Annotated in this window: 15 protein-coding genes; 9 read left to right on the forward strand and 6 right to left on the reverse strand. The window is 47.7% G+C overall.

Features of this window, described 5'->3' with window-relative positions; all coding sequences use genetic code 11:
- Window positions 1-58: 58 nt before the first annotated feature.
- Window positions 59-661 carry a hypothetical protein gene (locus DFR59_RS20340; RefSeq protein ID WP_147278270.1) on the reverse strand — a complete coding sequence of 201 codons (603 nt, stop codon included), beginning with the start codon at window positions 659-661 and terminating at the stop codon, window positions 59-61.
- 496 nt (window positions 662-1157) lie between these two features.
- Between DFR59_RS20340 and DFR59_RS12190 the strand changes: the two genes are divergently transcribed.
- Window positions 1158-2519, forward strand: coding sequence for an amino acid permease (locus tag DFR59_RS12190; RefSeq protein ID WP_114745930.1), 1362 nt, complete (start codon window positions 1158-1160; stop codon window positions 2517-2519).
- 46 nt (window positions 2520-2565) lie between these two features.
- Here the strand turns inward: DFR59_RS12190 and DFR59_RS12195 are convergent, their stop codons facing one another.
- The 5 genes from DFR59_RS12195 to DFR59_RS12210 form a co-directional block, all read right to left on the reverse strand.
- Window positions 2566-3231, reverse strand: coding sequence for a DUF2642 domain-containing protein (locus DFR59_RS12195; protein WP_114745931.1), 666 nt, complete (start codon window positions 3229-3231; stop codon window positions 2566-2568).
- A gap of 13 nt (window positions 3232-3244) precedes the next feature.
- Entirely contained in the window at window positions 3245-4597 is a 1353-nt protein-coding gene (locus DFR59_RS12200; RefSeq protein ID WP_114745932.1) for an arsenic transporter, read from the reverse strand.
- On the reverse strand, window positions 4590-4748 hold the full coding sequence (locus tag DFR59_RS20085; protein ID WP_158538374.1) for a hypothetical protein: 159 nt from the start codon (window positions 4746-4748) through the stop codon (window positions 4590-4592). The genes DFR59_RS12200 and DFR59_RS20085 overlap by 8 nt, the downstream gene beginning before the upstream one ends.
- A 37-nt stretch (window positions 4749-4785) precedes the next feature.
- On the reverse strand, window positions 4786-5712 hold the full coding sequence (locus DFR59_RS12205) for a hypothetical protein (RefSeq protein WP_114745933.1): 927 nt from the start codon (window positions 5710-5712) through the stop codon (window positions 4786-4788).
- Window positions 5713-5777: 65 nt separating this feature from the next.
- Window positions 5778-6269, reverse strand: a complete 492-nt coding sequence (locus DFR59_RS12210) for a hypothetical protein (RefSeq protein WP_114745934.1) — start codon at window positions 6267-6269, stop codon at window positions 5778-5780.
- 227 nt (window positions 6270-6496) lie between these two features.
- Here DFR59_RS12210 and DFR59_RS12215 point away from each other — a divergent pair, with 227 nt between their 5' ends.
- Genes DFR59_RS12215 through nuoK form a run of 8 tightly spaced genes read left to right on the forward strand, consistent with a single transcriptional unit; the run spans window position 6497 to window position 12203 of the window.
- The gene (locus DFR59_RS12215) at window positions 6497-6865 is read left to right on the forward strand and encodes an NADH-quinone oxidoreductase subunit A (protein WP_114746012.1); all 369 of its coding nucleotides are present in this window, start codon (window positions 6497-6499) and stop codon (window positions 6863-6865) included.
- A gap of 11 nt (window positions 6866-6876) precedes the next feature.
- The gene (locus DFR59_RS12220; RefSeq protein WP_114746011.1) at window positions 6877-7353 is read left to right on the forward strand and encodes a NuoB/complex I 20 kDa subunit family protein; all 477 of its coding nucleotides are present in this window, start codon (window positions 6877-6879) and stop codon (window positions 7351-7353) included.
- 2 nt (window positions 7354-7355) lie between these two features.
- The gene (locus DFR59_RS12225; protein WP_245948476.1) at window positions 7356-8852 is read left to right on the forward strand and encodes an NADH-quinone oxidoreductase subunit C; all 1497 of its coding nucleotides are present in this window, start codon (window positions 7356-7358) and stop codon (window positions 8850-8852) included.
- A complete protein-coding gene (locus tag DFR59_RS12230; RefSeq protein ID WP_114745935.1) occupies window positions 8846-9946 on the forward strand; it encodes an NADH-quinone oxidoreductase subunit D in 1101 nt (366 codons plus the stop codon). Before DFR59_RS12225 ends, DFR59_RS12230 begins: the two co-directional genes overlap by 7 nt.
- Window positions 9946-10950 (forward strand): NADH-quinone oxidoreductase subunit NuoH, encoded by a 1005-nt coding sequence (gene nuoH, locus DFR59_RS12235; protein ID WP_114745936.1) that lies wholly within the window; start codon window positions 9946-9948, stop codon window positions 10948-10950. Before DFR59_RS12230 ends, nuoH begins: the two co-directional genes overlap by 1 nt.
- A 16-nt stretch (window positions 10951-10966) precedes the next feature.
- Complete coding sequence (gene nuoI, locus DFR59_RS12240) at window positions 10967-11386, forward strand: NADH-quinone oxidoreductase subunit NuoI (RefSeq protein WP_114745937.1); 420 nt, start codon at window positions 10967-10969, stop codon at window positions 11384-11386.
- Window positions 11383-11892, forward strand: a complete 510-nt coding sequence (locus tag DFR59_RS12245) for an NADH-quinone oxidoreductase subunit J (RefSeq protein ID WP_114745938.1) — start codon at window positions 11383-11385, stop codon at window positions 11890-11892. The genes nuoI and DFR59_RS12245 overlap by 4 nt, the downstream gene beginning before the upstream one ends.
- On the forward strand, window positions 11889-12203 hold the full coding sequence (nuoK, locus tag DFR59_RS12250) for an NADH-quinone oxidoreductase subunit NuoK (RefSeq protein ID WP_114745939.1): 315 nt from the start codon (window positions 11889-11891) through the stop codon (window positions 12201-12203). Before DFR59_RS12245 ends, nuoK begins: the two co-directional genes overlap by 4 nt.
- The last annotated feature ends 19 nt before the right edge of the window (window positions 12204-12222 follow it).

The raw sequence follows: 12222 nt of genomic DNA on the forward strand, positions 1-12222 counted from the left end.
GAGTGAAGGGGTTTTTTGTTTGGTTTGATAGAACCACAGTCTGAGGACTGTGGTTTATTTAGTGGGAAATGAGTCTGCACTGCTTAAGTGGTGCTGGATTTGGTGGAAAATCAGTGTGAAATGGCAACTTGGTATGGGTTTCTGGGCAAATTATAGTGAAATTCATGCTGGTTTGTGAATATGTAGTGCTGGCATGGCGAAAAAATATGGTAATTATGGGGGATGGGGTGTGCGGATCGGCCTCTATGCGCCAAACCGAGGTGCCAATGCGCCACAAATCGGATCTTATGCGCCAGAACATGGCGGCTATGCGCGAAAAAGTGGTGCTCATGCACGGGAAACCCCGGTCTATGCGCCAGTGCCCCCCAGCCCGGCGTGATTGCGGGAATTTTGCTAGATCGGCCCAGTCCAAAAGAGAAAAAGAGACAATTTGATGAAAACCCTCATTTGGACTATCCCATTTCACATTAGAAGGATGATAACCTGGAAAAAGTGCTATAGAAGAGAAGATTCGGAGTGCCAGCGACACGAAATCATAAGAAAATTGACGAGAAGTGCATACGTGCAGGGTGCCTATGCGCCAAACTGAGGTGCCAATGCGCCACAAATCGGATCTTATGCGCCGCAACATGGTGTCTTTGCGCGAAAAAGTGGTGCTCATGCGCGGGAACCCCCAGTCTATGCGCCAGCGCCCCCCAGCCTGGCCTGATTGCGGGAATTTTGCTAGATCGGCCCAGTCCAAAAGAGAAAAAGAGACAATTTGATGAAAACCCCCATTTGGCCTGTCCCACTCTACATTCGGAACTGCTCAATCCCACAAGCCACATCCAATCCAGACCCTGGACCATTCAAATATAAACCAATCAAATCAACCTTTAATAAGTCTAATTTTGGACAGTTCGGTAAAACTAAAATAAGTATGCCATTTATAGAGAAAGAAATTATGCTTATTTTAATGGAATAATGAGTAAATGAAGCGTTTTTACGCATGAAATTCTGGGTAAAAAGATAGAGGATAGCCGCTAAATCCTGTAGAGACATATGTTTTCTGTTTTTACAAAATTGAATATATTCAAAGAAATTGCTATACTAGAAAAACGAAAAGATTGTAAACGCTTTATTTCTTAGTTGTGGAAACTTCAGACAGGGGTGGAAAGATGGACAATCAAGAACTTCATCGAGGACTGGAAGAAAGGCATATTACGCTCATGTCCCTTGGGGCATGTATCGGAGTCGGACTCTTCCTCGGCTCGGCCAAGACAATTGAACTCGCAGGACCTGCCATTCTGTTGGCATATATCGTGTCAGGTGCCATCATGTTTATTATCATGAGGGCGCTCGGAGAAATGGCCATCCAGAATCCAGTGGCTGGTTCATTCAGCCGCTACGCGAGAGATTACGTAGGTCCGCTTGCCGGATTTTTAACCGGATGGAATTACTGGTTCTTATGGGTCGTAACTTGTATGGCCGAAATCACGGCGGTTGGTGTGTACATGGAGCTTTGGTTCCCTGGCGTGCCGCGCTGGATCTGGGCGCTTGCTGCACTTATCATCATGACAATCGTAAACTTGATCACTGTAAAAGCATACGGAGAATTTGAATTCTGGTTTGCATTGATTAAAATCGTAGCCATTATCTTAATGATCATCACCGGATTTTTAATTATTCTTTTCGGATTTGGAAATGGCGGCGTCGCAACAGGCATCAGCAACCTTTGGACGCATGGCGGATTCGCGCCAAACGGCATCAAGGGGATACTCGCTTCGATGCAAATGGTAATGTTCGCTTACCTTGGAATTGAAATGCTTGGGGTGACCGCTGGTGAGGCAAAGAACCCGGAACACACCATTTCAAGAGCCATCAATACAGTATTCTGGCGCATCCTGATTTTCTACGTCGGCGCACTGTTTGTCATCATGGCCATTTATCCATGGAATGAAATCGGGACAGGCGGAAGCCCATTCGTGTTAACGTTTGAAAAAGTGGGAATTCCAAAAGCAGCCGGCATCATCAACTTTGTCGTATTGACTGCTGCCCTTTCAAGCTGCAACAGCGGTATCTTCAGTACAGGACGCATGCTGTTCAACCTGGCAGAGCAAAACCAGGCACCTGCACCATTGAAAAAAGTAAGCAAGTCCGGCGTACCGGCTTTGGCTGTCATTCTTTCAGCAGGAGCATTGCTGATCGGGGTTGTCTTGAATTACTTGGTTCCTGAAAAAGTATTTACATGGGTGACAAGCATCTCCACATTTGGTGCCATCTGGACATGGGCGCTCATTTTGATAGCCCAGCTTAGATACCGGAGAAGCTTGGGCAAAACAGAAGTCTCCAAAATTAAATTCAAAGCGCCATTATGGCCAATCAGCTCTTATATCGCACTCGCCTTCCTGGCTATGGTAGTCGTGCTGATGGGAGTGTATCCAGACACAAGAATCGCATTGGTCGTAGGACCAGTCTGGCTCATCCTCCTGATCGTCATCTACTTCGCCAAAGGAATGAACAAGCGAGACAATATATAAAACCAAAAGGACCTGCCTACAATGCGGCAGGTCCTTTTGTTTCGTTTCACGGAAGGTGCATGGTTTTTATGTGGTGCATGTTGAGGTAGTATTTTTCTTCGCGCGCGGTGACGAGTTCGATGATGTTGTCTTCGAAGCGGTTGATTTTCCCGATATGATGGAACGTGTCGCCGATGTTGAAGATGACAAGCTCCCCGACCAGTTTCTCAATTTGGACTTCATAGGTTCTTCCGAGGGTGAATGGCGCAGGGTTCACCGGCAGCTTCTGCTGGTCAAGTGCATATGGCGTCTGCTGATCCGTATAGGGAATGAGCCACTTCACATGCTGAATGGCAATCAGCATCGTTTTATACACCGGGGAATAGAACACGAAGTAATTATTCATCACACTCGTGATATATCCGTGCAGCGGCTGATTTCCTGTGGTGTAGATCTCTGCGAAGCGCCCCCTTGCTGCATTCAGCGTCTTCCGGAAGGAAATCTCATCTTCAGAATTCAGACTTGGTGCATCGGAGGGGATGGAGACAGAATCCTCCTTGTCCGATTTACAGAAATACTGGATATGGACAGAAGGGACATATAAGAAATCTTCCCCGTTATACAAGACGACAATGTCACTGCCAACCTCCAGCAAAACGCCTTTGACGATTTTTTTTCCGGAAAGTTCAATGGTAATGGTTTCCCCGATAAAGGGTTGAATTAACTTGCTCATAGTATTCCTCCTATTAATATACAAACCACTCGATCCAATAATAAAGGCTGCACAAGCCGACAATCAGTCCGACTGGAATCACTAGAATGGTGACGCGGATATATTTTCCCCACGTCATGGGAATCCCGTGTTCTTTCAAAAGATACATCCAAATCAGCGTGGCCAAGGTTCCAACCGGCGTCAACAGTGCTCCGATATCACTGCCCATGACATTCGCAAGGTATGTGATCTGCGTCATATGCGGGGCCAGTCCCAAATCAGTGATGGCCAAAGTTCCAATCATGACGGCAGGAAGGTTGTTGAAAATATTTGAAAACACTGTAAGAAGAAGACCCATGATGAGACTTGCCTGTAGGCCGCTGCCATGAACATAATTTTGCAAATGGGCAGTTAAAAAGGTATTCAATCCCACATTCTTCAATCCATAGACGAGGACATACATATTGAAAGCGAATAGAAGGATATGCCAAGGTGTTTTTGTAATGATATCGAATGCCCCTTTTTTCATCCGAATCCATCTGGCGGCGATCATGAGAAGGGCTCCGGTCAATCCGATCCATTCAATCGAGACGCCGAATGGGGAAAGGACAAAGAAGCTTGTACGAGTTGCAATTACAATAACCATGCTCACTTTAAAAAGGAGCCAATCGATTTTCGGCTGTTCATGTGCTGATAGCGGGTGTGTATATTCATAGCGGCTGCTTCCTTCATTCCATTTGATTGGGACTTTGCGGATCTTCTTCGGAATGCTCCGGTGGAATAGCCGATAGAGAAGGACGGCAATGACGATGATGGCAAGCATCGCAGGAACGAACATCATCTGAATATAGCTGTTCAAGCTGAGTCCTACAATTTTCAGGGCGATCAGGTTGGAGATATTGCTGACGGCAATCGGGGCGCTGGCTGCAGTGGCAATCAAGGCTCCGGAAATAAAGTAAGGGGTCATCTGATGCGGCTTTAGCTTTAGAAGGTGGACTATGTGAATGATGATGGGTGTTGTAATGAGGATGCTGCCGTCATTATTGAAAAAAAGGGTCATGAAAAAACAGAGCAGATTGATGTAAATATATAATTTTATCCCGGATCCATTCGACCGCTGCACGATATTGACGGCAATCCACCGAAAGAAGCCGATGCTGTCGAGAACGATGGACATAATGATGGTCGAAATGATGGTCAGGGACGCGCCGCTGACAATCGAAAAGATACGGGCAACATCCGCAAGTGGAACAATGCCCGCCAATAATACAATGAGTGCCCCGATGGAAGTGGGGACCGTTTCGTTTAAGCCAAATGGCCGGGAAAGCATAACGAAGATGGTTATCGTAAAAACACTAATCATAATGATCAAATTCAACTCACCCATGAGAGTGAGCCGCCTCAGCCGATATGGCGGGAGGTGTTGGAGCAGCAGGAATGAAATGCACACTATCAGGTTCAGCCGGCTTGATGAAAACCAAATAGAAACAAATGCCGGACAGGATGAAGAACAGAAGGACAATAGGAACCATCAGCATACAAGATTCCTCCTTTCATAAAGGTTCGGAAGAGAAATTACCCTTCCTGTTCTCTTTGAAGACGCTTTTCCTTTAGCTGCAGATACATTTTTTCTGCATGTTTCATCAAAGAGTAATATTGATTTTCAAGCTGTAAATCACTTGAGCTTTCGACTCTCGCTTCGGGAACAGCCGGAGTATCTAACGTTTCACTGGCTTCCGGATTCACAGGTTCGTTTTCATCTGTTTTAGATGATTGCATGGATTCCTCGAATAGAGCGAGATTCTTCTGTTTCTTTTTTCGCCGTTGAATATTGCTTTCCATCACAAATGGTTCAAAATCCTCTACTGTTTGGATTGGGGAATTGGTGTCTTTAACTGCGGATTCTGCTGTGGATTTTTGATGCTGGTTGAGATTGAGCGGAGGAAGCGGTGCCACATCGATGATTTCCTGGCTGCTTTTTTTCTCCCCTTTTTCCTGCTTAACCTCTTTAGATGTTTCGTTCTTTTCTTCTTGCTTTTCCTGAACCTCTTTTTCTTGCTGCTTTTCTTCTTTCAGCTCTCCGATGTAAAGCTGGGAAATATGGGATTTATTGATTAAGATGCTGTCTTCTTTGCTTAAAAGGACAAGGTGTTCGTCATGGCTGCGGCTTAATATTCCCTCAAAGGTGTCTGTTCCGCATTTAAGCGTGATCCATTGATACTGGCACTCCGCCAAAATATCATTGAGAGATTCACCCTGATTGAATTCGACAGTCGAGTCCTGCGGCTGATAATCCCTCGTATTCTTGGATACAGCTAAGATCTGCTCGAATTTTACATAATGGGATTGATCCTCGGCTTTTTCCAGTACTAAAAAATCTACTTCCGAGTGGGCCAGCAATCCCTTGACCAATTCCCCGTCCTTTAAAAAAACATCTATCTTAAAACCCATCAATTCTTTAATGGCATCTATAAAAGACAACTTCTTTTCGTTGTATTCCAATTTAGGGACCTCCTCATAAAATCTGCACACACTGATGGCTAATATACCTACAGTGTATGAAGCCCTTACTTGGATTGTTTGTTGTCCTCTTTGTTTTCTTCTTTTTTATCTTCCTTTTTATCCTCGTTTTTCTCAGCTTTGACGCCATAGCTGATGCTCTTGATATGGTAAAGGGCGATTCGCACCACTTCTTCGTGATGGACGACTGTGACATAGTTTTCATTTACATCATCGAGGACGCCTTCCAAAGCGTCATGTCCGCCTCTATTAATTTTGACCCACTGATATCTCATTTGGCCAAGAAGTTCCCCAAACGAATCCGCTTTTAAATAGGCTAGTGTTTCAGGCATTTCCATGTTGAAATCGAACCCTTTTTTCGCATTGTCCGTCATGCTTTTCACATGGTCGTGCTTGTAATAGACAACGCCGTCTTTTTCTGTCAAAAGAGTGAAGAAGTCATCTGTGCTCCCCAAGACTAATCCGGTCCTTGCTTCATGTCCGCCTCTATTGATTTTGACTACCTTTCCCTGCAGCCCTCTCATTAACTCTCCATTCATTTCCTAATTCCCTCCAATTAATATAAGCATTTTCACTGTAAGTATATGTGTCACGGGAGGACAAGGTACTAGGACAAGGGCCTGTTTTCTAGCAAATTAGGTGAATATACCAAAGCGATATAGAAGAACACGAGGAGAAAAATCCAGGGGGATGAATAGCATGGGACATCCCTACATATATATGAAAAAAGAATAGGCTGACGAAAGAAGGAGGGGAAGTATTGGATCTGCTCAATGTCTATAAAAATAGCACCATCATTCTTCTCATATTTTTGGTCCTGGGGCTTCTGCTGCCGATTGTGGCGCTTAGCTTAGGGAGGATGCTCCGTCCAAATGTAAGGAGTGAAGCCAAAGAAACGACGTATGAAAGCGGAATTGAGCCATTCCACGACTCCCGTGTGCAATTCAATGTCCGCTATTATATGTTCGCTCTATTATTTGTCATTTTTGATGTCGAGACGGTTTTTCTTTATCCATGGGCCGCTGCCTACAATCAGCTTGGGCTGTTTGCACTCGTTGAAATGATCATTTTTATCGCGATGCTTGCCATTGGTCTCCTATATGCTTGGAAGAAGAAGGTGTTGACGTGGATGTAAGTGTTCAAGAAATGGAAGAAGTGAAACGAAATATATTTTTCTCATCCCTGGAGCAGCTGAAGGGCTGGGCGCGAAGCAATTCACTTTGGCCGATGACATTCGGGCTAGCCTGCTGTGCCATCGAAATGATGGGATCGGGTTCTGCCCATTATGACCTCGATCGATTCGGTTCATTTTTCAGGACGTCCCCAAGGCAGTCGGATGTCATGATCGTATCTGGGACGGTGACGAAGAAAATGGCGCCGATTGTCAAACGGCTTTATGATCAGATGCCTGAACCTAAATGGGTCATTGCCATGGGCTCCTGTGCCACGGCTGGCGGACCATACATAAAGTCGTACAGCGTGGTAAAAGGGGTCGATCAGGTTGTGCCGGTGGATGTGTATATCCCGGGCTGCCCGCCAAATCCGGCTGCATTGATTTATGGCATCAATAAACTCAAGGAAAAAATTCGCTATGAAGCTAAAACCGGGAAGAAGGTGAAGTAGCGGTGACGCGGAAAAAAGGGAACAACAGCTTGAAAAAGCAAGCGGCTCGCAAAGCGAGGGAAAAAGCCCGGAAATTGAGGGAAGAAAAACAGCAAGCACTAAAGTTAATGAAACAAAACGAAGATCAGAAATCGATAGAGGACGAGAAAGAAATCGATAGACTCATAGATTGGCTGGAAGAGCCCGAGGAAGAATCGGTTGAAGCAGAAGCTGAGGAAACGCCCGTCCAAAAGGAAACCCGGACCGAAACGCTGGAAGAAGGGCTCGATCTTCAGAAGAAAAAGAAAGCTGCTGCAGAAAAAGCAAAGGCAGAGGCCCCTGCCAAAAAGCAGGCTATCAAGGAGCGTGCAGCTTCTCAGGAGGAACCTGAAACAGAAGAGGAGCTGGAGCCAACTGAGAATGAAGAAAAGAAAGAGCCTGATCCAGCTTCGGTGAAAGAAGAAGCTGCCGATTCACAGGAAAATGCATCAGAAGAAGCGGAGGAGCAGGAATCCTCTGCCGAAACAGACCTGGCGAAGCAAAAGGCAGAAGCAGCTGCCAAAGCAAAAGCCGCGGCCCTTGCACGAAAGAAAGCGAAGGAAGAGGCACAGGCGGCAGCATCATCGAAGGAAGCAGAGGCGACGCCAGCGGAACCAGATGATCTCGCCAAACAAAAGGCGGCAGCCGCCGCCAAAGCAAAAGCCGCAGCCCTTGCACGGAAGAAAGCGAAAGAAGCAGCACAGCAAGCTGAAACAGGGGAAGCAGAAACAGAAAAAACTGACTCTGAATCGGACCTGGCAAAACAGAAAGCAGCAGCCGTAGCGAAAGCAAAAGCTGCTGCACTCGCAAAGAAAAAAGCGAAAGAGCTGGCAGAAGCTTCTGCTGAGTCTCAGTCGATCGAAAGCCCTGAGGCCGACCTTGCTGAAGCAAAAGCCAAAGCGGTAGCGGCCGCCAAAGCAAAAGCAAAGGCCGCAGCTGCTGCAAAGGCAAAAGGGAAGGAGACAGGTGCTGAGGAAGAAAGCCAATCAGTGCCAAAGGCTCCGTCACCGAATCAGCCCTTTCTCGACGAATGCGTCAATGCCATCACGGTTCAGCTTGGGAAGGACGTAATCGAGGAAGCATCAATCAATCCATTATCCAAAGATGTACCGACCATAAAGGTCCAAAAAAGCGTCTATTATTCTATCATTTCACTTTTGAAAACAATGGATTATTCCTATATGAGCGAGCTGCACGCAACGGATTACGGCACGCATATGGAACTGTATGTGTCCCTTTCTTCTTTTTTAGGCAAAAAGGATGTCGCCGTCAAAGTGGAGCTCGACCGCAGCAACCCGGAAGTGGAGTCCATCACTTCCCTTTATCCAGGGGCTGAATGGCCGGAATGCGAAGTCTATGATTTGCTCGGGGTCCGCTTCACGGGCCACCCTGACCTCAGACGGATCTTCTTGGGAGAGGAATGGATCGGCTTCCCGCTCCGCAAGGACTATGAAGAAGCAGAGGAGGTGAGCGAATGGTAAGAACCGAAGAAATGATCTTGAATGTAGGGCCGCAGCATCCGAGCACACACGGGGTCTTTCGCCTTGTGCTGACGATCGATGGAGAGACCATCACGAAAGCAGAGCCTGTGATCGGCTACCTGCACCGCGGCACGGAGAAAATCGCTGAGAACCTGCAATATACGCAGATCATTCCCTACACCGACCGGATGGACTACGTCTCGGCCATGACGAATAACTATGTCATCTGCCATGCGGTCGAAACGATGATGGCAATCGAACTGCCGGAGCGCGCCGAATTTCTCAGGCTTCTTGCCATGGAGCTTGGGAGGGTCGCAAGCCACCTCGTCTGGTGGGGCACCTACCTATTGGATATCGGCGCTGTAAGCCCGTTCCTCTACGCCTTCAGGGAACGCGAGATGATCATCAACCTGCTCGCTGAACTTTCCGGCGCTCGCCTGACCTTCAACTATATGCGGATCGGCGGGGTGAAATGGGATGCACCGGACGGCTGGATCGATAAAGTGAAGGCGTTTGTCCCCCATATGCGGAAGGAGCTGAAAGGGTACCACCAGCTCGTGACCGGGAATGAAATTTTCCTGAAGCGCTTGAGGGGAGTCGGCGTCTATTCGAAGGAAGATGCCCTTCAATATTCCCTGAGCGGGGCCAACCTCAGATGTACGGGGATCAATCGGGATCTGCGAAGAGATGAACCTTACTCCATCTACAATCGGTTTGACTTCGATGTCATCACCCGGGAAGAAGGGGACTGCCTTGCCCGCTATGAATGCCGGATGGCGGAAATCGAGGAATCGTTGAAAATCATTGAACAGGCAGCAGAGCAATTTCCGGAACAAGGACCGATCATGGCAAAAGTGCCGAAGATCATTAAGCCGCCAAAAGGGGAGGCTTACGTGAAAATCGAGTCGCCCCGGGGAGAAATCGGCTGCTATATCGCAAGTGAAGGAAAAAAAGAGCCTTACCGGCTGAAATTCAGGAGGCCATCCTTCTATAACCTTCAAATTCTCCCGAAGCTCCTGAAAGGCCAGAATATCGCCAATGTCATTGCCATTCTTGGAGCCATTGATATCGTACTCGGGGAGGTGGACGGCTGATGGTACAGGAGCTGTTGCATGGTACACCGACGTTTGGGAGCACGCTTGGATTTTTTCTCATGGGTGTCATCCTGCTCTTCGTCGTTTTAGGATTTGTGACGTACGCCATCCTGGCAGAACGGAAAGTGATGGGCTTCATGCAGCTGAGGCACGGGCCGAATCAGGTCGGCGGCAGATGGGGGCTTCTCCAGACCGTCGCGGATGTTTTAAAGCTGCTCCTGAAAGAAGATACCATTCCAAAGGCAGCGGACCGGCCGCTGTTTATCATCGCGCCTGTCATTGCCTTTGCGCCGGCGTTCATGGTGCTTGCGGTCATTCCGTTTACGGACCAGCTTCAGTTTGCCGATATCGGGGTTGGGCTGCTCTACTATATTGCGGTGTCTGGATTGACGACAATCGGTATCCTCACGGCAGGATGGGGATCGAATAATAAATACGCCCTATTAGGGGGCATGCGGGCGGCCGCACAGATGATTTCCTATGAAATTCCGCTCGTCATGTCTGTGATCGGCGTCATCCTGCTCACGGGGAGCCTGAATCTGCGGGAAATCGTTTCGGCACAGGACAGTGTGTGGTTCATCTTTTATCAGCCGATAGGATTTATCGTCTTTTTCATTGCATCCATCGCCGAGCTGAACAGGACGCCATTCGACCTGCCTGAAGCGGAATCGGAGCTTGTTGCAGGATATCATGTAGAATACTCCGGGTTTCGGTGGGCATTTTTTATGCTGTCGGAATATGTGTACCTGTTTGCAATGGCGGCATTGACGACCGTGTTGTTCTTTGGCGGCTGGAGTCCGGCATTCCATCTTGATTTCATCCCCGGCCCTATCTGGTTCGCTGTGAAATTCAGCATCATCGTCTTCCTGATGATCTGGCTGCGGGTGACCCTGCCGCGTCTCCGTGCAGACCAGCTGATGGAGTTCGGATGGAAGGTCCTCCTGCCAATTGCGCTTGGAAACATTGTATTGACGGCTCTCCTGAAGGAATTATTGAACTTGTGAAGGAGGAGGGATAACCATGCTTGGATGGACGAAAGGACTTGCCTACACGCTGAAAAATTTATCAAAGGAAAAAGTCACCTACGATTATCCGAATGAGCCGCTGCCGCTTCCAGACCGGTTCAGGGGCATACAGAAGTTTTACCCGGATAAATGCATCGTCTGCAACATGTGCGTCAATATTTGCCCGACTGACTGCATTTCACTGACGGGAAAGAAAAACCCAGATCCGGAGAAAAAAGGGAAGGTCATCGAAACGTATGACATCAACTTTGAAATCTGCATCCTCTGCGACCTCTGCACGGAGGTGTGCCCGACGGAAGCGATCGTCATGACGAATAATTTCGAGCTTTCTCAATATACGAGGGGCGAATTATATAAAGACATGGCCTGGCTTGATGCAAACGATAAGAACGTAAGGAAGGAGAACAAGGTATGACGGGTGAATGGTGGATGTTCCTCATATTGTCCCTGATGGCGATCACTGGTGCAGTGCTCATGCTTCAATTGACAAAAGTCATTCATATGGTTCTTGCCCTCGTTCTTACATTTGTCAGCATTGCCAGCCTTTATTTCCTGCTGGCGGCCGAATTCATCGCGGTCGTCCAGCTCCTCATCTACTCCGGGGCAGTGACCATCATTATGCTTTTCGGCATCATGCTGACAAATCGGATGGAAGACCAGGGGAAAAGGGAGTACACCTGGAAGAAGTGGGGCATTTTCATTGGGGTTCTCGGATTTGCCATCATGGTCTTCACCGCCATCCGCTCCTTGGATTTCGGGACGGCAGGCACGCTTGCAAAAGACAATACGAAGGAAATCGGAAAGGCCCTGTACAGCCATTGGATCATCCCGTTTGAATTGGCTTCGGTCCTGCTTTTGGCCGCACTGGTCGGCGCTGTCATTTTAGCGAAAAAAGAAGACGGGGAGGCGAAAGAATCATGACATCCATTCCTGTCTCGGGCTATTTGACCGTCGCGCTCCTGCTCTTTTCCATCGGGCTTTTCGGAGCATTGACGAAGAAAAACACAGTGATTGTCCTGATTTGCATCGAATTGATGCTGAACGCTGTCAATTTAAACCTGGTTGCATTCAGCCGCATGGGAGCGGTGCCATCCATCGATGGACAGATTTTTGCGTTGTTTTCCATCGCGGTGGCTGCAGCAGAAGCGGCTGTTGGACTGGCCATCCTTCTGGCGCTCTACCGGAACCGGAAAACCGTCAAGATTACCGAATTCACGGATCTGAAGCATTGATTGCTTCTTATATACATTC

It is taken from the genome of Falsibacillus pallidus, from assembly GCF_003350505.1.
GTDB lineage: Bacteria > Bacillota > Bacilli > Bacillales > DSM-25281 > Falsibacillus > Falsibacillus pallidus.

Excerpts from the sequence above, each read along its gene's own strand:
- DFR59_RS12190 (WP_114745930.1), top strand. The coding sequence starts at position 1,158 with ATGGACAATCAAGAACTTCATCGAGGACTGGAAGAAAGGCATATTACG.
- nuoI (WP_114745937.1), top strand. The coding sequence starts at position 10,967 with ATGCTTGGATGGACGAAAGGACTTGCCTACACGCTGAAAAATTTATCA.
- DFR59_RS12210 (WP_114745934.1), bottom strand. The coding sequence starts at position 6,269 with ATGAATGGAGAGTTAATGAGAGGGCTGCAGGGAAAGGTAGTCAAAATC.
- DFR59_RS12220 (WP_114746011.1), top strand. The coding sequence starts at position 6,877 with ATGGAAGAAGTGAAACGAAATATATTTTTCTCATCCCTGGAGCAGCTG.
- DFR59_RS12195 (WP_114745931.1), bottom strand. The coding sequence starts at position 3,231 with ATGAGCAAGTTAATTCAACCCTTTATCGGGGAAACCATTACCATTGAA.
- DFR59_RS12230 (WP_114745935.1), top strand. The coding sequence starts at position 8,846 with ATGGTAAGAACCGAAGAAATGATCTTGAATGTAGGGCCGCAGCATCCG.
- DFR59_RS20085 (WP_158538374.1), bottom strand. The coding sequence starts at position 4,748 with ATGCTGATGGTTCCTATTGTCCTTCTGTTCTTCATCCTGTCCGGCATT.
- nuoK (WP_114745939.1), top strand. The coding sequence starts at position 11,889 with ATGACATCCATTCCTGTCTCGGGCTATTTGACCGTCGCGCTCCTGCTC.
- nuoH (WP_114745936.1), top strand. The coding sequence starts at position 9,946 with ATGGTACAGGAGCTGTTGCATGGTACACCGACGTTTGGGAGCACGCTT.
- DFR59_RS12200 (WP_114745932.1), bottom strand. The coding sequence starts at position 4,597 with ATGGGTGAGTTGAATTTGATCATTATGATTAGTGTTTTTACGATAACC.
- DFR59_RS12245 (WP_114745938.1), top strand. The coding sequence starts at position 11,383 with ATGACGGGTGAATGGTGGATGTTCCTCATATTGTCCCTGATGGCGATC.
- DFR59_RS20340 (WP_147278270.1), bottom strand. The coding sequence starts at position 661 with ATGAGCACCACTTTTTCGCGCAAAGACACCATGTTGCGGCGCATAAGA.